The sequence below is a fragment of the Streptomyces sp. NPDC032822 genome (genome assembly GCF_055578825.1).
This window is the reverse complement of the sequence record NZ_JBVIOL010000007.1, coordinates 317,127-338,033: the sequence shown is the minus strand read 5'-3', so window position 1 is coordinate 338,033 and position 20,907 is coordinate 317,127. Positions and strand designations below refer to the sequence as shown.

The 20,907-nt window shown below is 69.3% G+C and carries 18 protein-coding genes; 11 read left to right on the top strand and 7 right to left on the bottom strand.

What is annotated here, in order from left to right; genetic code table 11:
• Positions 1-19: 19 nt before the first annotated feature.
• Complete coding sequence (locus ACZ5VD_RS22075) at positions 20-763, bottom strand: class I SAM-dependent methyltransferase (RefSeq protein ID WP_468547276.1); 744 nt, start codon at positions 761-763, stop codon at positions 20-22.
• Positions 764-884: 121 nt separating this feature from the next.
• Between ACZ5VD_RS22075 and ACZ5VD_RS22070 the strand changes: the two genes are divergently transcribed.
• Together ACZ5VD_RS22070 and ACZ5VD_RS22065 are read left to right on the top strand one after the other, a co-directional pair.
• Positions 885-1,274, top strand: coding sequence for a VOC family protein (locus ACZ5VD_RS22070; RefSeq protein ID WP_468547275.1), 390 nt, complete (start codon positions 885-887; stop codon positions 1,272-1,274).
• A 65-nt stretch (positions 1,275-1,339) separates the two neighbouring features.
• Positions 1,340-1,843: a DinB family protein gene (locus tag ACZ5VD_RS22065; RefSeq protein WP_468682987.1), complete on the top strand. Its 504-nt coding sequence runs from the start codon at positions 1,340-1,342 to the stop codon at positions 1,841-1,843.
• A 144-nt stretch (positions 1,844-1,987) separates the two neighbouring features.
• Here the strand turns inward: ACZ5VD_RS22065 and ACZ5VD_RS22060 are convergent, their stop codons facing one another.
• The 5 genes from ACZ5VD_RS22060 to ACZ5VD_RS22040 form a co-directional block, all read right to left on the bottom strand.
• Positions 1,988-3,034 (bottom strand): ABC transporter ATP-binding protein, encoded by a 1,047-nt coding sequence (locus ACZ5VD_RS22060; protein ID WP_468547273.1) that lies wholly within the window; start codon positions 3,032-3,034, stop codon positions 1,988-1,990.
• Between the two features lie 26 nt (positions 3,035-3,060).
• A complete protein-coding gene (locus ACZ5VD_RS22055) occupies positions 3,061-4,098 on the bottom strand; it encodes an ABC transporter ATP-binding protein (protein WP_468682986.1) in 1,038 nt (345 codons plus the stop codon).
• 48 nt (positions 4,099-4,146) lie between these two features.
• Entirely contained in the window at positions 4,147-5,127 is a 981-nt protein-coding gene (locus ACZ5VD_RS22050; RefSeq protein WP_468547271.1) for an ABC transporter permease, read from the bottom strand.
• Positions 5,128-5,223: 96 nt separating this feature from the next.
• Positions 5,224-6,981, bottom strand: a complete 1,758-nt coding sequence (locus ACZ5VD_RS22045; RefSeq protein ID WP_468547270.1) for an ABC transporter substrate-binding protein — start codon at positions 6,979-6,981, stop codon at positions 5,224-5,226.
• Positions 6,982-7,066: 85 nt separating this feature from the next.
• Complete coding sequence (locus ACZ5VD_RS22040; RefSeq protein ID WP_468547269.1) at positions 7,067-8,101, bottom strand: ABC transporter permease; 1,035 nt, start codon at positions 8,099-8,101, stop codon at positions 7,067-7,069.
• A 506-nt stretch (positions 8,102-8,607) separates the two neighbouring features.
• Between ACZ5VD_RS22040 and ACZ5VD_RS22035 the strand changes: the two genes are divergently transcribed.
• The 5 genes from ACZ5VD_RS22035 to ACZ5VD_RS22015 are packed head-to-tail and all read left to right on the top strand — an operon-like array spanning position 8,608 to position 14,201.
• A complete protein-coding gene (locus tag ACZ5VD_RS22035; protein WP_468547268.1) occupies positions 8,608-10,239 on the top strand; it encodes a peptide ABC transporter substrate-binding protein in 1,632 nt (543 codons plus the stop codon).
• Between the two features lie 6 nt (positions 10,240-10,245).
• Positions 10,246-11,169 (top strand): ABC transporter permease, encoded by a 924-nt coding sequence (locus ACZ5VD_RS22030; RefSeq protein ID WP_468547267.1) that lies wholly within the window; start codon positions 10,246-10,248, stop codon positions 11,167-11,169.
• Positions 11,162-12,175 (top strand): ABC transporter permease, encoded by a 1,014-nt coding sequence (locus ACZ5VD_RS22025; RefSeq protein ID WP_468547266.1) that lies wholly within the window; start codon positions 11,162-11,164, stop codon positions 12,173-12,175. Before ACZ5VD_RS22030 ends, ACZ5VD_RS22025 begins: the two co-directional genes overlap by 8 nt.
• A gap of 9 nt (positions 12,176-12,184) precedes the next feature.
• Positions 12,185-13,159: an ABC transporter ATP-binding protein gene (locus ACZ5VD_RS22020; RefSeq protein WP_468547265.1), complete on the top strand. Its 975-nt coding sequence runs from the start codon at positions 12,185-12,187 to the stop codon at positions 13,157-13,159.
• Positions 13,152-14,201 carry an ABC transporter ATP-binding protein gene (locus tag ACZ5VD_RS22015; RefSeq protein WP_468682985.1) on the top strand — a complete coding sequence of 350 codons (1,050 nt, stop codon included), beginning with the start codon at positions 13,152-13,154 and terminating at the stop codon, positions 14,199-14,201. Before ACZ5VD_RS22020 ends, ACZ5VD_RS22015 begins: the two co-directional genes overlap by 8 nt.
• A gap of 245 nt (positions 14,202-14,446) precedes the next feature.
• Here the strand turns inward: ACZ5VD_RS22015 and ACZ5VD_RS22010 are convergent, their stop codons facing one another.
• Complete coding sequence (locus tag ACZ5VD_RS22010) at positions 14,447-16,567, bottom strand: S9 family peptidase (protein WP_468682984.1); 2,121 nt, start codon at positions 16,565-16,567, stop codon at positions 14,447-14,449.
• A 199-nt stretch (positions 16,568-16,766) separates the two neighbouring features.
• Here ACZ5VD_RS22010 and ACZ5VD_RS22005 point away from each other — a divergent pair, with 199 nt between their 5' ends.
• From ACZ5VD_RS22005 to ACZ5VD_RS21990, 4 genes are all read left to right on the top strand, one after another.
• Entirely contained in the window at positions 16,767-16,961 is a 195-nt protein-coding gene (locus ACZ5VD_RS22005; RefSeq protein WP_468547262.1) for a hypothetical protein, read from the top strand.
• 137 nt (positions 16,962-17,098) lie between these two features.
• On the top strand, positions 17,099-17,956 hold the full coding sequence (mshB, locus tag ACZ5VD_RS22000) for an N-acetyl-1-D-myo-inositol-2-amino-2-deoxy-alpha-D-glucopyranoside deacetylase (RefSeq protein WP_468682983.1): 858 nt from the start codon (positions 17,099-17,101) through the stop codon (positions 17,954-17,956).
• Entirely contained in the window at positions 17,953-18,366 is a 414-nt protein-coding gene (locus tag ACZ5VD_RS21995; protein ID WP_468547260.1) for a DUF6113 family protein, read from the top strand. Before mshB ends, ACZ5VD_RS21995 begins: the two co-directional genes overlap by 4 nt.
• Positions 18,367-18,524: 158 nt before the next feature.
• Positions 18,525-20,864 (top strand): hypothetical protein, encoded by a 2,340-nt coding sequence (locus ACZ5VD_RS21990; RefSeq protein WP_468682982.1) that lies wholly within the window; start codon positions 18,525-18,527, stop codon positions 20,862-20,864.
• Positions 20,865-20,907 lie beyond the last annotated feature (43 nt).

Sequence of the window (20,907 nt, the reverse complement as noted above, 5' to 3'; positions counted from 1 at the left end):
CGGCCTGTGAGTGCGGCCGTCAGCGGGGGACGGCCTCCGCCACGACGATGATCTCGGGGCTCGCGGGGGTGCACGGCCCCCGCCCCCAGTCGCCGTAACGCTCGGTGACGCGGAGCCCGGCCTCGCAGAGGAACCGGGACAGGGTGTCGGCGTCGAGGAAGCGCAGGGTGGCCCGGCTGACCGCGGGCCGCTCCCACCGGTGCCCCTGGAACGTCTCGGTGAACGTCACCCGGTCCCCGAGAACCGGCCGCTCGACCTCGTGCCACACCCGTACGACGTCACCGTCCGGGCCGGTGATCTCGTACACGTGCTCCGGCGTCCAGGACTCCCAGGCGCGGGCCGCCGGGTTGCGGGTCTCGAACACGAACCGTCCGCCGTCGGCCAGCGCGGCCCGTATGCCCCGCAGCGCGAGCCGTATCTCCTCGTCGGATACGAGCACCTGGAAGGCGTGCCCGGTCATCACGACGAGCTCGAACTCCCCGTTCCACCGGTGCGTCCGCAGATCCCCGAGCTGCCACTCCACGGCCGGGGCGTGCCGCCGTGCCAGCACGAGCATGGCGGCCGCCGGATCCAGCCCCACCAGCCGCCCCCGGTGCCCGGCCTGGCGGGCCCGCCTGAGCAGTCGCCCGGTGCCGCAGCCGACGTCGAGCACGGACCTGGCGGCCGTCACGAAGCTGAGGCAGAAGTCGTCCCCCGCCCGCCACGGATTCAACGTCTCGTACAGCGCGGCGAGTTCGGGATCCGCGAACGACCGATCGACCATCGCGGCAGTCTGCCACACGGGGGTGCGGCGGATGACAGGATCCGGGGTTCGTACGGTCTTGTCCGTACGGCCTTGTCCGTGAAGTCGAGCCTGGCCCGTAGGGCCTTGAAAGGGGCGGGAGTTGCTGCACCACGTGGAGCTGTGGGTGCCGGACCTGGAGCGCGCGGTCGCCTCCTGGGGATGGCTGCTGGAGCGGCTGGGCTACGAGGAGTACCAGAACTGGGCCGACGGGCGCAGCTGGCGCATGGCGGACACCTATCTGGTCCTCGAACAGTCCCCGGCGCTGCGGCCGGGGGAGCCGCACGACCGGACCCGTCCGGGCCTGAACCACCTGGCCTTCCATGTCCCGACCCGCACGGACCTCGACGCGCTCGTCGAGGCGGCACCGGACCACGGCTGGACCCTCCTCTTCCCGGACCGTCATCCGCACGCGGGCGGGCCGGAGCACTACGCGGGCTATCTGGAGGACGCGGACGGGTTCGAGGTGGAGCTGGTGGCACGGAAGCACTGAGCCGGGCGGGTGGGATGCCGCTTATTCGTTCGACACGCGGGCGCCGGTCCGGGACGATCCACCCGATGACAAGAACAGACACTCCTCCCGCGTGGGACGAGCGCACCCAGCTGACCACGTTCCTCGACTACGCCCGCGACACCGCCGCCGCCAAGTGCGAGGGCGTCTCGGCGGAGAACGCCCGCAGGGCACCCCTGCCGGGCTCCCCGCTGATGACGATGAGCGGCGTGGTCAACCACCTCCGCTGGGTCGAGTACTCCTGGTTCCAGGTGGTCTTCCTCGGCGAGGAGGACGAAGGCCCCTGGACCGACGAGGACCCCGACCGCGAGATGCGCATCGCGGTGGACATGCCCCTCGCGGACGTGCTCTCGGAGTACGCCGAACAGTCCGCCCGCTACCGCGCGTTGGTCGCCGCCCACGACCTCGACACCAAGGCCGAGCGCACGATGCGCGACAACCGCGAGGTCGACCTCCGCTGGATCGTCCTCCACCTGATCGAGGAGACGGCCCGGCACAACGGGCACCTGGACATCATCCGCGAACTGCTGGACGGCGCGACGGGCTCGTAGGCGAGGACCGGCAGCGCCCACAGGTGAAGGCCCGCGCCTGGGTGGGCGCGGGCCTTCGTCCCCTGGATCGGACGCTCAAGGGCTCGGGTCAATGGGCCGGAGAAGTCCGCTCCTTCAGGTGCGGCTGACGGTAAAGGGGTGTTGTCAGGCCGCTGCCTGGGGGTCCTTGGAGAGACGGGGAGCCGGAACGGTTCCCTCCGTCTCGGGATAGTGGCACGCGGTGAGGTGGCCGGGCTTGTTGCCCTCGACCTGGACCAGCGGGGGCGCCTCGGAGGCGCACTTGTCGGTCGCCTTCCAGCAGCGGGTGCGGAACCGGCAGCCGGAGGGCGGGTTGATCGGGGACGGCACGTCGCCCTTGAGCAGGATGCGTTCACGGCGGGGCACGTCGTCCGCGGTGGCCTCCGGCACGGCGGACAGCAGCGCCCGCGTGTACGGGTGGCGCGGATTGCCGTAGAGGTCGTCGCGGTCCGCGATCTCCACGATCTTGCCGAGGTACATGACCGCCACACGGTGCGAGAAGTGGCGGACGATCGCCAGGTCGTGGGCGATGAAGAGGAAGGCGATGCCCAGGTCCTTCTGGACCTGCTGGAGCAGGTTGACGACCTGTGCCTGGATGGAGACGTCGAGGGCCGAGACCGGCTCGTCGGCCACGATCAGCTTCGGTTCCAGGGCCAGGGCGCGGGCGACACCGATGCGCTGGCGCTGGCCGCCGGAGAACTCGTGCGGGAAGCGGTTGTAGTGCTCCGGGTTGAGACCGACGATCTCCAGCAGCTCACGGACGCGCTTCTCGCGCCCGCCCGCCGGGTTGATGTCGTTGATCTCCATCGGGCCCGAGATGATCTTGCCGACCGTCTGGCGCGGGTTCAGGGACGCGTACGGGTCCTGGAAGATCATCTGGATCTCGGACCTGATCGGTGCGAGCTCCTTGCGGCCGGCGTGCGTGATGTCCTGGCCCCGGTAGGAGACCTTGCCGCCCGTCGGCTCCAGGAGCCGGGTGACCAGGCGTCCGGTCGTCGACTTGCCGCAGCCGGACTCTCCGACCAGGCCCAGGCTCTCGCCCTCGGCGACCGAGAAGTCCAGCCCGTCGACGGCCTGTACCGCGCCGACCGTGCGCCGGATCGGGAAGCCGCCCTTGATCGGGAAGTGTTTGGTCAGACCGCTGACGTCCAGGAGGGGGTTCGCGTTGCTCATGATGGTGAAGTCCCGTCTCGTGTCCGTCAGTTGTGCCGGGATCCGGCGAAGTCGGCGAAGAATTCCTGGCGCTGGCCCGGCGTGAGGTGGCAGGCGGAACCCCTGCCGCCCACGACCTCCAGCACCGGCTGCTCGGTCGAGCACAGCCCGCCCGCGACCTTCTCGGCGAAGGTGCACCGCGGGTGGAAACGGCAGCCCGACGGCGGGTTGAGCAGCGAGGGCGGCGAGCCCGGGATCGGCGACAGCGGCACGTCGACCGGACCGTCCAGGCTCGGCATCGAGTTCATCAGGCCCAGCGTGTAGGGGTGCTGCGGGCTGCGCAGCACCTCCTGCTTGGTGCCCCGCTCCACACACCGGCCGCCGTACATCACCAGCACGTCGTCCGCGATGTCGGCGATGACGCCGAGGTCGTGGGTGATGAAGACGATCGCCGTGCCGAACTCCTGCTGGAGGTCCTTGAGCAGGTCCATGATCTGCGCCTGGACGGTCACGTCGAGGGCCGTGGTCGGCTCGTCCGCGATCAGCAGTTCGGGGTCGCAGACCAGCGCCATCGCGATCATCGCGCGCTGGCGCATACCGCCGGAGAACTGGTGCGGGTAGTCGTTCACCCGAAGGTCGGGCTGGGGGATCCCGACCCGCTTCAGCATCTCGACGGCCCGCGCGTGGGCCTCGCTCTTGGAGGCACCGGTGTGCTTGCGGTACGTCTCGCCGATCTGCTTGCCGATGGTGTGGTACGGCGACAGCGAGGCCAGGGCGTCCTGGAAGATCATCGACATCTTGTTGCCGCGCAGCCGCTCCAGCTCCTTCTCGGAGGCGGTGAGCAACTCCTTGCCGTCGAGCAGGATCTCGCCGTCGATCGTGGTCCGAGCACGGTCGTGCAGGCCCAGGATCGTCAGGTTGGTGACCGACTTTCCGGAGCCCGACTCGCCCACGATGCCGAGCGTCTTGCCCTTGGCGACGTCGAAGCTCAGCCCGTCGACGGCCTTGACGATGCCGTCCTCGGTGGAGAAGTGGACTTTCAGGTCCCTCACGGAGAGGAAGGGCTGCTGATCGGTGCTCGTCACGGGGACGCTCCTGAGGGGGGAATGCGAGGGTCGGGGCTGGGGCGGAGGTCAGGCGAGCCGGATCCGCGGGTCGATGAGGGCGTACACCGCATCGACGACGATGTTGAACAGCACGATCGCGCCGGCCGCCACGATGGTGACACCGAGCAGCATGGGCAGATCGCTGTCGGTGACCGCGCGGATGGCGAGCTGACCGAGGCCCTGCAGGCTGAACGTCGACTCGGTGATGATCGCGCCGCCGATCAGGGTGCCCATGTCGATGCCGAAGATCGTCACGATCGGGCCCATGGCACCGCGCCAGGCGAACCGGAAGAAGACGTTGCGGCCGGAGAGGCCCTTGGCACGGGCCGTCCGTACGAAGTCCTCGCTGAGCTGCTCGACCAGCTGGGAGCGGGTCATACGGGTGTAGTTGGCGGTGAAGATGATGGACAGCACCAGCCACGGCAGCAGCAGCCCCGACGCCCAGGCGCCCGGGTTGTCGGTGAACGGCGTGTACGAGGGCTGGTCCAGCACGTGCAACTGCGTCACCAGGAAGAACATGGCGATGTAGCCGACGAAGTAGATCTGCAGCGAGGAACCGACCAGGGAGAACGAACTCGCCAGTTTGTCGAGCGGCTTGCCCTGCTTGACCGCGGCGATCATGCCGGCGCCGACCCCGAGGATCAGGAAGAAGAACGCGGCACCCACGGCCAGCGAGACCGTCAGGGGGAGCCGGTCCATGATCGTGCCGAAGACCGGCTCGCTGTTGATGAACGAGTAGCCGAGGCACGGTGCCTCGCAGTTCCCGACGCCCGCGTAGTCACGGCCCACGAAGATGCCCGCGAGCCAGTGCCAGTACTGCACCCAGATCGGGTCCGAGATACCGAGGTTCTGCTCGACCTGCTTCAGCAGGGGCTCGGGGCAGACCTTGCCGCACGCCATCCGCGCCGGGTCACCCGGGATGGCGTAGAAGAGGAAGAAGGTGACGGCGCTGATGATCAGCAGAATGACGAGCGCGCCGAGCACTCGACGGATCAGAAAACGGAACATGGGTGAGGGCTTTCCGGACGGGGCGCCGTCGCCGGGGGTGGGGAGCGTGGACGGGGCCGGGGCGGCGGTCGCGAGGACCGCCGCCCCGAGGAGGCGTCAGGCCTTGGCGAAGACCTTGCCGATGGCGACGCAGGTGTCACCGGCGTTGTAGACCACGCCGCCGACCTTGGAACCGTAGAAGTAGTTCCGGATCGGGTTGTAGTCCGGGACGCAGGCCGCGAGCTCCATGATCTGCTTGTCGATCGCGCCCCAGGCCGCGTTGGCCTTGTCCGGGTCGGTGATCGCGGTGGCCGTCGCGATGGCCTTGTTCACGCTCGTGTTGTTCAGCTGCGACCAGTTGACGCCGCCGTCGGCGATCTGGCTGCCGTCCCAGCAGGGCTGGATGACCGCGTAGCCGGCCGGCCAGTCCGGGCCCCAGCCCGCGGCGAACAGGTCGAAGCCGTTGTCCAGCTGGCTGATCTCGCTGTAGAAGGACGTCTTGTCGACCTGCTTGGTCACCACCGAGAAGCCCGCCTTGGTGAGGGCGTTCTTGATGGTGACGGCCTCCTTGACGGCCTTGTCGGACTGCTGGAAGGCGATGACGACCTTCTGGCCCTCGGCGCCGGCCTCCTTCAGCAGCTCCTTGGCCTTCTCCGGGTCACCGGTCGGCTTGGTCTTCTTGCCGTACAGGTCGAAGTCCACGTGGCCCGGGGTGAGCGGGGAGATGATCGTGGTCGCCGTCGCGGTGATGGCCGAACCGCCGCGCTGCTGCTTGAGCTGCTGCGCCGGCCACGCCCAGTTGAGCGCCTGGCGGACCTTGACGTCCTTGATGCGCGTCATGTTGATCGCGAAGTAGTAGCAGGTCGTGTCGACCTGGGTCAGCACGCGCTTCTTCAGCGTGGCGTTGCCGAGCACCTTGGTGATGCGCTCGGAGGCGACCTCGTTCAGCAGGGACAGGGCGTACTGGTCGTTGCCGGAGTCCGCGATGTAGCGGTCCGTGGAGGCCAGGCCCTGGAAGCCGAACTGCATGACGACCTTGTCCGGGTAGCCGTTGCGGACCGGGTCCTTGTCGGCCTCCCAGTGCTCGTTGCGCACCAGGGTCAGGGACTTGTCGATGCTGCGGGACTCGACCTTGTACGGGCCGCAGGAGTAGGGGCGCTTGTCGTACTTCTTCTGCGTGTCGTGCTTCTTCGGCACGAGGGCGAAACCGCGCATGGCCAGCATGTACGGGAAGTCGGCGTGCGCCTCCTTCAGACGGAAGGTGACGGTGTTGCCGTCCGTCTCGATGGAGGAGAGGTGCTTGCCCTCGTAGGGGCCCTTGTACTTGTCGCCGCCCTCCAGCCAGCCCTGCGGGTAGCGGGGGCCCTCGGTGACGAAGGAGGCGAAGAGGCGCTCGAAGGTGTGGCGGACGTCGTCGATGCTGACGTCGGCGCCGTCCTCCCACTTCACGCCGTCCTTCAGCGTGAAGGACCAGGTCTTGCCGCCGTCCTTCACCGTGCCCGCGTCCGTGGCGAGGTCGCCGACCAGGGTGGTGTTGCCCTTGGAGTCGACCCGGTAGCCGGTCAGACCGCGCAGGAAGAGGACCGAGCCGGCGCCCGTGTACGAGGAGTAGATCTGCGCCGGGTCCAGGTGGTCGAAGTCGATCTGGTCGAGCGTGTAGATCGTGCCGCCCTTGACCGCGCCGGGCATCTCCGGGGCGGGACCCTGGGAGTCCGCCTTGGTGCCGACGGTGATCTTGGCAGCCTTGCCCTGCGGAGCCTTGGTCGAGCCACCATCGCCGCTGTCGGCGTTGCCGCTGCTGCAGGCGCTCAGAACGGTGGACGCACCTGCCGCCACGGTGGTGGCTATCAGGAAGTTTCTGCGGGAAAAGGACATGGCTACCTGCCTAGACGAGGTGGATGAGAGAGACGGACTACGAGCTGCCGACTGCCGGACGACGATGACCGGGCCGGGGTGTGACTCAGCGCTTGGACTTCGGGTCGAGTGCGTCGCGGACCGAATCGCCGAGGAGGTTGAACGCCAGGACGAAGATGATCATCGAGACGCCCGGGAAGATCATGAAGGTGATGTCGTCCGTGTAGAACTGCGCGCCGCGCTGGATCATGACGCCCCAGTCCGGGGTCGGGTCCTGGATGCCGACGCCGAGGAAGGCGAGGCCCGCCTCCGCGGTCACGAACGCGGGGAGGGCGAGCGTCGACTGGATGAGGATCGGCGTCCAGAGATTGGGCAGCAGTTCCTTGAAGATGATCCGGGCCGACGACGCGCCGGTCACCTTCGCGGCCTCGACGAACTCCCGCTCGCGCAGGGCGAGTACCTGGCCGCGGAGCAGACGGGCGATGGACGCCCAGCCGAAGGCCGTCAGGAGGACGATCAGGCAGGTGACGCGCATGGAGGTCGGGATCTCCTCGTCCGCCGCGTAGAAGACGCCGTAGACGACCGGAGTGAAGGCGATGAAGAACAGCGTGGACGGGAACGACAGCATGATGTCGATGACCCGGCCGATGAGGTAGTCCGTCTTGCCGCCGAGGTAGCCGGCGGTGATGCCGATGACCACGCCGAAGAGGGTGACGAGCAGCGTGGTGGCCGTCGCGATGAGCAGCGAGGTCCGGATGCCGTAGATGAGGAACGTGAAGACGTCACGGCCCATCGAGGGCTCGATGCCGAACCAGAAGTTGCCGTCGATGCCGCCGTTGGGCTTGATCGGGAGGCCCGCGTCGTTGAGCAGCGTCCCGGGCGTAGCCTCCTGGCCGTACTGCGTGTACGGGTCCTTGCCGTAGAGGGCGGAGATCAGCGGAGCGCAGATCGCGATCACGAAGAAGAAGATCACGACGTAGGCGGAGATCACGCCTGTGCGATCCCGCTTGAACCGGGTCCAGGCCAGTCGGCCCGGGGAGCGGCTTTCGGCGCCCTTGAGGGTGGAGGACGCCTGAGGCTTCACGACGGTCTCGTCGGTCACCTCAAGCGGAACAGCCGCAGATGGAGTTGGGGGGGTCATGGCGCTCCTGGCCCACGGGAAAGTCTGATGACTCCGCAGGGCACTCCCCTACGGGCTACGCCGGACTTTTTCAACGCAATTCGTTCAAGGTCAATAAAATCTCGGGCGACTTGGGTTTCTCTTTACGTTTTTTACCCTGCCTTGACCGTACCGTAGCTACGCGTGTAGCGCGCTGTGATCCATCTGTGTCTTACATCCGACTAACAGGACTATCCGGTCAATGAGTTCGATATGCGGACGCCTCCGTGTCGGAATGCGTACACCGGGGGGTTGTTTTCCAACGGTTCTGCATCGCTTGGTGAAGATCCATTGTGCCACCGTCGGAGATCGACCAACTCGGAACCGGATCGTCCGTTTCGTCTCCCGGTGCGGGTGCGTGCATCCGGATGGCGCGTCCCCCCAAAGGGCCGAGTCCATGTGCGGCATCGGTTGTTTGCCCCGATATTGGCCGATAACGGATCGGCGCCCGCGCGCCGGTGTCACAGGGCAGTCATAGGAGGCACTCCATGCGTGGAGCCACGCACGCCAAATGGGTCGCATGCGCGGCGGCAGCAGCCCTCGCGGCGACGGCCTGCGGGGGTGGGGGGAGCGACAGCGGCGGCGACTCCGCGTCCGTGCTCAGTTCCTCCTGGGGAGACCCGCAGAACCCGCTGGAGCCGGCCAACACCAACGAGGTGCAGGGCGGCAAGGTCCTCGACATGATCTTCCGGAGCCTGAAGAAGTACGACCCGGAGACCGGCGAGGCCGAGGACATGCTCGCCGACGAGATCGAGAGCACGGACTCGCAGAACTTCACCGTCACCATCAAGGACGGCTGGACCTTCAGCAACGGCGAGAAGGTCACCGCCCAGTCCTTCGTGGACGCCTGGAACTACGGCGCCAGCCTCAAGAACAACCAGAAGAACGCGTACTTCTTCGGCTACATCGAGGGCTACGACAAGGCTCACCCCGAGGACGGCAGCAAGCAGAGCGCCGACACCCTCTCCGGGCTGAAGGTCGTCGACGCCAGGACCTTCACCGTCAAGCTCAACCAGAAGTTCTCGACGTTCCCCGACACCCTCGGCTACCCCGCCTACGCCCCGCTCCCCAAGGCGTTCTTCGACGACCACGACGCCTGGGTGAAGAAGCCGGTCGGCAACGGGCCGTACACCATCGACTCGTACACCAAGGGCTCGCAGATGTCCCTGCGCGCCTGGGACGGCTACCCGGGCGAGGACAAGGCCCAGAACGGCGGCGTGGACCTCAAGGTCTACACCGACAACAACACCGCCTACACCGACCTGATGGCCGGCAACCTCGACCTGGTCGACGACGTCCCGGCCGCCCAGCTCAAGAACGTCAAGAGCGACCTCGGCGACCGGTACATCAACACCCCGGCCGGCATCATCCAGACCCTGGCCTTCCCGTTCTACGACGACAAGTGGAACAAGGCCGGCATGGAGAAGGTCCGCACCGGACTGTCCCGGGCCATCGACCGCGACCAGATCACGAAGACGATCTTCCAGAAGACCCGCACCCCCGCCACCGACTGGACCTCCCCGGTCCTCGGCGAGGAGGGCGGCTTCAAGGAAGGGCTGTGCGGAGAGGCCTGCGAGTACGACGCCGACGCCGCCAAGAAGCTGGTCGAGGAGGGCGGCGGCCTCCCCGGCGGCCAGGTCAAGATCACGTACAACGCGGACACCGGCTCCCACAAGGAGTGGGTCGACGCGGTCTGCAACTCCATCAACAACGCGCTCGACAACGACAAGGCCTGCGTCGGCAACCCCATCGGCACCTTCGCCGACTTCCGCAACCGGATCGGCGACCGGAAGATGCCCGGCCCGTTCCGCGCCGGCTGGCAGATGGACTACCCGCTGATCCAGAACTTCCTGCAGCCGCTGTACTACACCAACGCCTCCTCCAACGACGGCAAGTGGACCAACAAGGAGTTCGACAAGCTCGTCGACGAGGCCAACGCCGAGACCGACACCGAGAAGGCCGTCGCGAAGTTCCAGGACGCGGAGAAGGTCCTCAGGGACAACATGGGAGCCATCCCGCTCTGGTACCAGAACGGCAGCGCCGGCTACTCGGACCGGCTCTCCCAGGTGAAGCTCAACCCCTTCAGCGTCCCCGTCTACAACGAGATCAAGGTCGGCTGAGCCCGGATGGGACGGTACGTCCTGCGGCGCCTGCTGCAGATGGTCCCGGTCTTCATCGGGTCGACCCTGCTGATCTTCCTCATGGTGAACGTGATGGGCGACCCCATCGCGGGCCTGTGCGGCGACAAGCAGTGCGACCCGGCGACGGCCGCCCAGCTGAAGCGGGACTTCGGCCTCGATAAACCGGTCTGGCAGCAGTACCTGACCTACATGGGGAACGTCTTCACCGGCGACTTCGGCACCGCCTTCAACGGCCAGAAGGTCACCGAGCTGATGGCGACGGCCTTCCCGGTCACCATCCGGCTGACGATCGTGGCGATCGTCTTCGAGGTCGTCATCGGCATCACGCTGGGCGTGGTCACGGGCCTCAGGCGCGGCCGGCCCGTCGACACCGCGGTCCTGATGCTCACCCTCGTCGTGATCTCCGTCCCCACCTTCGTCACCGGCCTGCTGCTCCAACTGCTGCTCGGCGTCGAGTGGGCCTGGATCAAACCGTCGGTGTCCACGGAGGCCACCTTCGGCGAGCTGATCGTGCCGGGCCTGGTCCTCGCGTCCGTGTCGTTGGCGTACGTGACCCGGCTGACCCGCACCTCCATCGCGGAGAACAGACGGTCCGACTACGTCCGTACGGCCGTCGCCAAGGGGCTGCCCAGACGCCGGGTCATCACCCGGCACCTGCTGCGCAACTCGCTCATCCCCGTCGTCACCTTCATCGGCACCGACATCGGCGCCCTGATGGGCGGAGCCATCGTCACCGAGCGCATCTTCAACATCCACGGCGTCGGCTACCAGCTCTACCAGGGCATCCTCCGCCAGAACACCCAGACCGTCGTCGGCTTCGTGACGGTCCTGGTCCTGGTGTTCCTGGTCGCCAACCTGATCGTCGACCTCCTGTACGCCGTCCTCGACCCCAGGATCCGTTATGCCTGAGCCCCTCCCGCAGGAGCCGTTCACGTCGGGCGGGGGCCGGGCCCCCGAGGACGGCGTCATCGCCGCGACCGGGATGGGCGGCGCGATGGACCTCGCCACCAGCGAGGGCGAGACGCTCGAACACGCCCGCGGCGGCCCCACCGGCGGCGGCCCCCAGGACCGGCCCCGCTCCCTCTGGTCCGACGCCTGGCGCGACCTGCGCCGCAACCCGGTCTTCATCATCTCGGCCCTCGTCATCCTCTTCCTCGTCGTCATCTCCCTCTGGCCGTCCCTGATCGCCTCCGGCAACCCCCTCAAGTGCAACCTCGCCAAGGCCCAGGAGGGCTCCCAGCCGGGCCACCCCTTCGGCTACGACGCCCAGGGCTGCGACGTCTACACCCGTACCGTCTACGGCGCCCGTACGTCCGTCACGGTCGGTGTCCTCGCCACCCTCGGGGTGTCCCTGCTCGGCTCGGTGCTCGGCGGGCTCGCCGGGTTCTTCGGCGGGTTCTGGGACTCGGTGCTCTCCCGGATCACCGACATCTTCTTCGCGATCCCGGTCGTCCTCGGCGGCCTCGTCCTGCTGTCGGTCGTCACCAGCAACACCGTGTGGCCGGTGATCGGGTTCATGGTGCTGCTCGGCTGGCCGCAGATCTCCCGGATCGCCCGCGGCTCGGTCATCACCGCCAAGCAGAACGACTACGTCCAGGCCGCCCGGGCGCTCGGCGCCTCCCACTCCCGGCTGCTGCTGCGGCACATCACACCCAACGCGGTCGCGCCGGTGATCGTCGTGGCGACCATCGCGCTCGGCACCTACATCGCCCTGGAGGCGACCCTGTCGTACCTCGGCGTCGGGCTGAAGCCGCCCACGGTCAGCTGGGGGATCGACATCTCCGCCGCCTCCCAGAACATCCGCAACGCCCCGCACATGCTGCTGTGGCCGGCCGGGGCGCTGGCGCTCACCGTGCTCGCGTTCATCATGCTCGGCGACGCGGTGCGCGACGCCCTCGACCCGAAGCTGAGGTGAGCCGCCGTCATGCTGCTCGAAGTGCGTGACCTGCACGTGGAGTTCCGGACCCGGGACGGGGTCGCCAAGGCCGTCAACGGCGTCGACTACGGCGTGGACGCGGGCGAGACCCTCGCCGTGCTCGGCGAGTCGGGCTCCGGCAAGTCGGTCACCGCGCAGGCGATCATGGGCATCCTCGACATCCCGCCGGGGCGGATCACCGGCGGCGAGATCCTCTTCCAGGGCCAGGACCTGCTGAAGCTCAAGGAGGAGGAACGGCGGAAGATCCGCGGCGCCGAGATGGCGATGATCTTCCAGGACGCGCTGTCGTCGCTGAACCCCGTGCTCTCCGTGGGCGACCAGCTCGGCGAGATGTTCGTCGTCCACCGGGGCATGTCGAAGAAGGACGCGCGGGCCAGGGCGATCGAGCTGATGGACCGGGTCCGCATCCCGGCCGCCAGGGAGCGGGTCAAGGACTACCCGCACCAGTTCTCCGGCGGGATGCGCCAGCGCATCATGATCGCGATGGCGCTCGCGCTGGAACCCGCCCTGATCATCGCCGACGAGCCCACGACCGCGTTGGACGTCACCGTCCAGGCCCAGGTCATGGACCTGCTCGCGGAGTTGCAGCGCGAGTACAACATGGGGCTGATCCTCATCACCCACGACCTGGGCGTGGTCGCGGACGTGGCGGACCGGATCGCGGTGATGTACGCGGGCCGGATCGTCGAGTCGGCCCCCGTCCACGACATCTACAAGGCCCCGGCACATCCGTACACGCGCGGCCTGCTGGAGTCGATCCCGCGCCTGGACCAGAAGGGCCGGGAGCTCTACGCCATCAAGGGCCTGCCCCCGAACCTCATGAACATCCCGCCGGGCTGCGCCTTCAACCCCCGCTGCCCGATGGCCCAGGACGTGTGCCGGACGGACGTACCCCCGCTGTACGAGGTGTCACAAGACCGCGACAGCGCCTGCCACTTCTGGAGGGAGTGCCTGCATGGCTGAGTCGATTCTGGAGGTCAGCGGCCTCGTCAAGCACTACCCGCTCACCACGGGCGTCCTCTTCAGGAAGCAGGTCGGCGCGGTGAAGGCGGTCGACGGCGTCGACTTCTCCCTGGGGCGCGGCGAAACCCTCGGCATCGTCGGCGAGTCCGGCTGCGGCAAGTCGACGGTCGCCAAGATGCTGGTCAACCTGGAGAAGCCGACCGCCGGTGAGATCCGGTACAAGGGCGAGGACATCGGCAAGCTGTCCGGCCGTGCCCTGAAGGCCGTCCGCCGCAACATCCAGATGGTCTTCCAGGACCCCTACACCTCGCTCAACCCCCGGATGACGGTGGGCGACATCATCGGGGAGCCCTACGACATCCATCCCGAGGTGGCCCCCAAGGGCGACCGGCGGCGGAAGGTCCAGGAACTCCTGGACGTGGTCGGCCTGAACCCCGAGTACATCAACCGCTACCCCCACCAGTTCTCCGGCGGCCAGCGCCAACGCATCGGCATCGCCCGGGGGCTGGCGCTGCGCCCCGAGATCATCGTCGCCGACGAACCGGTCTCGGCGCTGGACGTGTCGGTGCAGGCGCAGGTCATCAACCTGATGGCGAGCCTCCAGGACGAGTTCGACCTCAGCTACGTCTTCATCGCGCACGACCTGTCGATCGTCCGGCACATCTCCGACCGGGTCGGGGTGATGTACCTGGGCCGGATCGTCGAGATCGGCAGCGACGCCGAGATCTACGACCATCCCACCCACCCCTACACCCAGGCGCTGCTGTCCGCGGTGCCCGTGCCCGACCCCGAGGCCCGCGAACACCGGGAGCGGATCATCCTGGCGGGAGACGTGCCGTCGCCGACGAACATCCCCTCCGGGTGCCGCTTCCGCACCCGCTGCTGGAAGGCGCGGGAGCGCTGCGCACTGGAGGTACCGGCACTCGCGGTGCCCGCCGAGTTCCGCCTCGCCTCCGGCCCGGCGTCCCACGACTCGGCCTGCCACTTCGCGGAGGAGAAGCAGGTGGTGCCGGTGGACGATCACCCAGAGGGCGCGGCATAACAGGGCAAACGCGGGTGAACCGCGTTAACAAGCAGGCAACCCGGCCGACCCGATCTCGATATACGGACGCGTCAGTCTGAACGACGTACGGCCGTGCGGGTGCCGTGAACGGGCCGGAGCGCGCCATGTCGCTCCGGCCCGTTGCTGCCTTTTGCGCCTAAGCCGGCGCCGCTCTCGCGGACCTGGTTGGCGCTTCGTCGTGGTTCCTCAATCGTTGGTTGCGGTGCTCTGTGGGGAGTTGGGGCTCAGCCCAGTCCAAGAGCGCGGCGGAGGAAGTCCAGTTGGAGCCGCAGCAGGTTCTCGGCGACCGTCTCCTGCGGGGTCATGTGCGTCACCCCGGACAGCGGGAGCACCTCGTGCGGGCGGCCGGCGGCCAGGAGGGCCGAGGACAGCCGCAGGGAGTGGGCGACCACCACGTTGTCGTCGGCCAGGCCGTGGATGATCATCATCGGGCGGTGCGGTTCCACCGCGTCGACCAGACCCGTGTCGTCCAGCAGGGAGTTGCGCCGGTACACCTCGGGCCGCTCGCCCGGGTGCCCGAGGTAGCGCTCCTGATAGTGGGTGTCGTAGAGCCGCAGGTCCGTCACCGGGGCGCCGACCACGGCCGCGTGGAAGACGTCCGGGCGGCGCAGCACCGCGAGCGCGGCCAGATAGCCGCCGAAGGACCAGCCCCGGATGGCGACCCGGCCGAGGTCGAGGGGGAAGTCGGCGGCGAGCGCCTGGAGCGCGTCGACCTGGTCCTCCAGGACCACCTCCGCGAGATCGTCCCGCACCGCCTTCTCCCAGGCGGGGGAGCGGCCCGGGGTGCCCCTGCCGTCCGCGACGACCACCGCGAAGCCCTGGTCGGCGAACCACTGCGAGGTCAGGTGCGGGTTGTGTGCGGCGACCACCCGCTGGCCGTGCGGACCGCCGTAGGGATCCAGGAGCACGGGCAGGGGAGTGTCGCCGTGGTAGGCCGTAGGCATAAGCACGGCGCACGGGATTCGCCGTGCGCCCCCCTGGGTGAGGGTCACGCGCGGGGACATACCCGGATCTTCGGCGTACGTGGTGACAGTCGCCGTCGGCTTCCCCTCGTGCAGCACCTGTGCCCGGGCGCCCGGCCGGTCGAGCGTCGCGGACACCAGCACGGTCACGCCCCCGGCGCGCACCGCGGAGTGCACGCCCGGCTCCTGCGAGACACGCTCCAGGCCGAGTTCGTTCACCCGGTAGACGTGTACCTCGCCGATCTCCGGGGACGCGGCGCCCTCGCCCGCCGACGCCGAGACCAACACATCGTCGGCGGAGACGTCCAGGACCGCCCGTACCTGCAACTGGGCACCCGTCAGCGGCCGTTCACCGACCGCGAGCACCCGTGCGCCCCCTTCGTCGGCGATGCGCACCAGCTGTCCGGAGGGGCTCCACGCGGGCACCCCGGGGAAAAGATCAAGCCAAACTGGATCTTCGTCCGCGTGCACCATACGGGTCCCGCCCGTCTCCGGATCCACCGCCAGATACAGCTGACTCCGCTGGTCGCGCGCCTGTACGAGCAGCAGCGGCGCACCCGCCGCTGACCAGTGCACATGCGCCAGATACGGATAGCGTGCCCAGTCCCAGACGACCTCCGTGCGCACCCCGTCCAGCCCGATCACGAACAGCCGGACGTCCGCGTTGTCGGTGCCCGCCGCCGGGTACGCCACCGGGTGCGGCGCCCGCTCCGGATGGGCCGGATCCGCGATCCACCACCGCCGCACCGGCGTGTCGTCCACCCGCGCCACCAGCAGCCGGTCCGACTCCGGCGACCACCAGAAGCCCCGCGAACGGCCCATCTCCTCCGCCGCGACGAACTCCGCCAGACCGTAGGTGACCTGCTCGGACTCGCGTTCCGCCAGCGCCCGGTCGCCCTCGCCCCCGGCGCCCGTCACCCGCAGGGCACCCTTCGAGACGTAGGCGACATGCCGTCCGTCGGGGGAGGGGCGCGGGTCGATCACCGGCCCGGGGACGGGCAGTTCACGTGCCGTGCCGGCCCTGAGCTCCGCCGTGAAAAGCCGCCCTGACAAGGCGAAAGAGGCCAACTCGACGGCGGAGTCGGTGGCGTAGCCGATCACACCGGCGCCGCCCTCGCGACTGCGCTCGCGGCGCGCCCGCTCCTCGGGCGACAGACGCTCCTCGGCGCCGCCCAGCAGGGCCCGCGGATCGGCCGCCACCCGCTCCTCGCCGGCCGGGAGATCCAGCACCCACAGCGAGTTGGCCCGGTCCGTGCCGGAGCCCGAACGCAGGAAAGCGACACGCGAACCGTCGGGCGCCACGGTGAACGCGCGCGGCGCGCCGAGGGTGAACCGCTGGGTACGGGCGTGCCGACGGGGAAAGGAGTCAGGCTCGGTCGTCATGCTCCGACCATATTGGCCATGCGCCCCCTTGTGCGGCCCTTGTGCGGCCGTGCGCCGACCGATGCGCACGTACGGATAGTTATGATCACTAGCGCATAGTGGGTATCAACCTGCTGGCTGCTGTATGGATTTATCTGCCCCCATTGTTCCGTTCCCGTCCGACCCCCCACGTCCCTGGGTTCTTTGGAGGTGAGCCGCCGTGGCGCTCTCGATTTCGGCCGTGGTGCTGCTGGCGATCGTCGTCTTCCTTCTGGTCAAGAAATCAGGGCTGAAGGGCGGGCACGCGGTCGTGTGCGTCCTGCTCGGCTTCTACCTGGCTTCGTCGACCATCGCGCCGACGATCAGTGAGGTGACCACCAACATCGCGGGCATGATCGGCAGCATCAAGTTCTGACCCGCTCCGGTGCCCGCTGCCGGCCGGCGCTGCCGTTCCCGTGGTCGTGCGTGATCCTGTTCCCGCTCTCGTTCCCACTACCTTTCCCGCCTCCGCCCCTGCGCGGAAGCACCGTCGTGGCCTCGTAGGCTGAGGCCATGACGGAACTGCCCGACCGGCGTCTCCTCCTGGTGCACGCGCACCCGGACGACGAGTCGATCAACAACGGCGCGACCATGGCCCGGTACGCCGCCGAGGGTGCCCGGGTGACCCTGGTCACCTGCACGCTCGGCGAGCGCGGCGAGGTCATCCCGCCCGAGCTCGGGCATCTGACCGGCGCCGCCCTCGGCGAGTACCGGCTGCGCGAGCTCACGGCCGCCCTGCGTGAGCTGGGCGTCGAGGACTTCCGGCAGCTCGGTGGCGCGGGCCGCTACACCGACTCCGGGATGATGGGCCTCGCCGACAACGACGACCCCACCTGCTTCTGGCAGGCCGACGTCGACGAGGCGGCCGGACATCTCGTCGAGGTGATCCGCGAGATCCGCCCGCAGGTCCTCGTCACCTACGACGAGAACGGCGGCTACGGCCACCCCGACCACATCCAGGCCCACCGCGTCGCCACCCGCGCGGTCGAGCTGGCCGTTGAGGCGGGCATCGACATCCCCAAGGTCTACTGGAACCGCGTCCCGCGCTCCGTCGCCGAGGACGCCTTCGCGCGCCTCGGGCGCGAGCTGCCCGGCCTCCCCTTCACCGGGTCGGCGGCCGTCGACGACGTACCGGGTGTGGTCGACGAGACGCACATCACCACCGAGATCGACGGCACCGCGTACGTCGCCGCCAAGGCCGCCGCGATGCGGGCGCACGCCACCCAGATCACGGTCGCCGAGCCGTACTTCGTCCTCTCCAACGAACTCGCACAGCCTCTCTTCGCCAACGAGTACTACGAGTTGGTGCGCGGAGAGCACACTGGTACGCGAGAGACGGATCTCTTCGCCGGGATCGAGGAGGCGCGATGAGCGACCGGACGACATCCGCACTGGCCCAGCCCCTGCAACGGCCCTCGGCCGGGCGGGCCGCCGCCTGCCTCGGGCTCTTCGTGCTCGGCGCGCTGGTCGGGGTGGCCGGATCGCTGGTGCAGTCGGGCTGGTTCCCGGGCGGGCTGCTGCTGGCGTTGGCGGGTGAGGCCGGGCTCTGTCTCGGCGGTGCGAGAGCCGTCGGCAGCAGGGCCGGGGCCGTCGCGCCCGCCGGGGGCTGGGCGCTCGCGGTCATCCTGCTCACCGCCAGCCGCCCGGAAGGCGACTTCGTCTTCGCCGCGGGAAGCGGCTCGTATCTCTTCCTGCTCGGCGGTATGGCAGTTGCTGTGATCTGCGCCACCCTTGCTCAGGGGCGGCAACCGGACGGCGCCGCCGTCCGACTTGGCAAGTGACGTACCACTTCGCGGTACGGAGTCCGTGGGAGTCCGGTGATGGTTTCCCCAGCGGTCGTGGGATACACGCCAGAAGTGGCCAGTATGGTGGTGCGCGCCGCCGAGCCGCCCGAGAGAGGTCGTAACGCGGGCGGCGGAGCCAACCGGGAGAACCTGCCTTGAGTCGTGAAACTGACAGTCCGTCCTCCGGGCCCAACGGGCGCGGCGGAGCCGCCTACCCTTCGGGCACACCGCCGTACGGGACGCCCCAGGTGTCCGACGGCGGTCCGGACGCGGACCGCTCGGCCGCGCAGCCGGAGGAACGCAAGACCGAGACCACGCTGACGACCCGGATCCGGATCAACATCCCCGGATCGAGGCCCATTCCGCCGGTCGTCATGCGTGAGCGCGTCACCGAGGCCGAGCCCGCCGACGGCGGTCCGGCCGCCGAGGCGACGCCGCCGGACGCCGCCCTGCCCGTGCGCACCCCCGAACCTCCCGCCGATCCCGGCGGCCCCCCGCCTGCGGGGGAGAAGACGAGCGACTGGTTCGCCCCCCGCAAGTCCGGCCCCGCCAAGGGCGGTCCGGGCGGTCCCGCCACCAACGGGGCCGGTATGGCCGCCGGTTCGGGTGGCCCGCCCACCGGTACCGGTGCCCCGGGCGGTGCGCGTCCCGCTGGTGCCCGACCCGGTGGTGTGGTCGGTTCCATGAGTGCGCCGGGCGGCTCCCGCCCGGGCGGCACGAACGGTGCCGGACTCCCCGGCGGTGCCACCGGCGGCCCCGTCGCCCCCGGGCACGGCGGCGGCACCGGCTCCTTCGACGTGACCGAGGCGTTGGCCCCCGGCGGCCCGCCGCCCGGCGGCGCCCGCCCCGGCCAGGGCCGCGACAACCTCCCGTACTTCGCGGAGAGCGGCAACGGCCAGGGCAACCCGCAGAACGGCGGCCCCGGCGGCGCCCAGAACGGTGGCGCTCCGAACGGCCAGAGCCCGCTGAGCGGCTACGACCGTGAACTGACCCCCTACGGCGGCCAGAGCGGCCCCCAGGGACAGAGCCCCTACGGCGGTGCCCCGAACGCCCCCGACGGCTTCGACGGCCCGAACGGCGCCGGCGGTCCCGCGGGCCCGGCCGGCGGCACGGTCACCGGCGACGGACCGATGGCGCTGCCCCCCGGCTCCGGCCTCGCCGACACCCTCGGCGGCTCCTACGACTTCAACGGTCCGAACGGTCCCGGTGGCCCCGGCGCGCCCCAGGGCTTCGGCGGGCCCACCGGCCCGGGCGGTGCCCCGGCGCTCGGCGGCCCCACCGGCGGTCCCACCGGCCCCGGTGGCGGTCTGAGCGACGACACCGCGATCCTCACCCCGCAGAAGCCGGCCCCCGAACCCGGCACCCCCGGCTACGGCGTCCCCGCCCCGGACAACGTCTCCGGCCACACCGTCACCAGCGGCATCCCCGTGGTGCCGTCGGACCGGGGCGGCACCTTCCCCCCGGGCGGGCAGACCGACACCCCGGCACCGCACGCGACCCCGAAGCCCGATTCCGGCAAGCAGACGGCGTCCGCCGCGGCCAAGAAGCCCAAGAAGAAGGGGCGCAGCAAGCTGGCGCTCCTCGGCGTCCTCGTGGTCCTCGCCGGCGGCGGTGCCTACGGCGCCGGGCTGCTGATGAACAGCTCCGACGTGCCCAAGGGCACCACCGTGCTCGGCGTCGACATCGGCGGCGGCACCCGGGACGACGCCGTCGAAAAGCTCAACAAGGCCTTCGACGGCCGGGTGAACAAGGACCTCAAGCTCACCGTCGACGGCAAGAGCGTCACGCTCAAGCCGGAACAGGCCGGGCTCCAGTTCGACATGGCGGCCACCGTCAGCGGGGCCGCGCACAGCGACTACAACCCGGTCTCCGTGATCGGCTCGCTGTTCGGCAACCACCGGGTCGTCGACCCGGTCATGCCGGTCGACGAGGAGAAGCTGCGGGCCGAACTGGAGGACAGCGCCGGAGGTGCCGGCTCGGCGACCGACGGCACGATCGAGTTCAGGTCCGGCAAGGCCGTCGCCGTGTACGGCAAGGCCGGCAAGGGCATCGACGTCGCCCGGTCGACCGAGCAGGTCGAGGCGGCCTACCGCACGCAGGTGGAGACCGGCACGGCCGCCGCGGTGACCCTCCCGACCACCACCAAGGAGCCGACGGTCTCGAACGCCGAGGTCGACCGGATGATGAAGGAGTTCGCGACACCCGCGATGTCCGGCCTGGTCACCATCCAGACGGACGCGGCGCACAGCATCCAGTTCGGCTCGCTGTCCCTGCCGAAGATCCTCGGCTTCAAGGCCGTCGACGGCAAGCTCGTCGAGACGTACGACCTCAAGGCGCTCCAGGAGGCGTACGGCGCCACCTTCGACGGCGTGCAGATCGACGGCGCGAGCGGGAAGCGCGACGTCCTGCCGCAGGACGTGGCCTCCGCGCTGGGCAAGGCGCTGCGTGCCAAGGCGGCGGAGCGCACCCAGGTCATCGACACCACCCCGAGCTGATCCGCACGGAGTGCCGCACGACATGACATCTGTCATGCGGCAC

Coding starts and splice junctions, on each gene's coding strand:
- ACZ5VD_RS22075 (WP_468547276.1), bottom strand. CDS start 763: ATGGTCGATCGGTCGTTCGCGGATCCCGAACTCGCCGCGCTGTACGAG.
- ACZ5VD_RS22065 (WP_468682987.1), top strand. CDS start 1,340: ATGACAAGAACAGACACTCCTCCCGCGTGGGACGAGCGCACCCAGCTG.
- ACZ5VD_RS22060 (WP_468547273.1), bottom strand. CDS start 3,034: ATGAGCAACGCGAACCCCCTCCTGGACGTCAGCGGTCTGACCAAACAC.
- ACZ5VD_RS22050 (WP_468547271.1), bottom strand. CDS start 5,127: ATGTTCCGTTTTCTGATCCGTCGAGTGCTCGGCGCGCTCGTCATTCTG.
- ACZ5VD_RS22045 (WP_468547270.1), bottom strand. CDS start 6,981: ATGTCCTTTTCCCGCAGAAACTTCCTGATAGCCACCACCGTGGCGGCA.
- ACZ5VD_RS22040 (WP_468547269.1), bottom strand. CDS start 8,101: ATGACCCCCCCAACTCCATCTGCGGCTGTTCCGCTTGAGGTGACCGAC.
- ACZ5VD_RS22035 (WP_468547268.1), top strand. CDS start 8,608: ATGCGTGGAGCCACGCACGCCAAATGGGTCGCATGCGCGGCGGCAGCA.
- ACZ5VD_RS22030 (WP_468547267.1), top strand. CDS start 10,246: ATGGGACGGTACGTCCTGCGGCGCCTGCTGCAGATGGTCCCGGTCTTC.
- ACZ5VD_RS22025 (WP_468547266.1), top strand. CDS start 11,162: ATGCCTGAGCCCCTCCCGCAGGAGCCGTTCACGTCGGGCGGGGGCCGG.
- ACZ5VD_RS22020 (WP_468547265.1), top strand. CDS start 12,185: ATGCTGCTCGAAGTGCGTGACCTGCACGTGGAGTTCCGGACCCGGGAC.
- ACZ5VD_RS22015 (WP_468682985.1), top strand. CDS start 13,152: ATGGCTGAGTCGATTCTGGAGGTCAGCGGCCTCGTCAAGCACTACCCG.
- ACZ5VD_RS22010 (WP_468682984.1), bottom strand. CDS start 16,567: ATGACGACCGAGCCTGACTCCTTTCCCCGTCGGCACGCCCGTACCCAG.
- mshB (WP_468682983.1), top strand. CDS start 17,099: ATGACGGAACTGCCCGACCGGCGTCTCCTCCTGGTGCACGCGCACCCG.
- ACZ5VD_RS21995 (WP_468547260.1), top strand. CDS start 17,953: ATGAGCGACCGGACGACATCCGCACTGGCCCAGCCCCTGCAACGGCCC.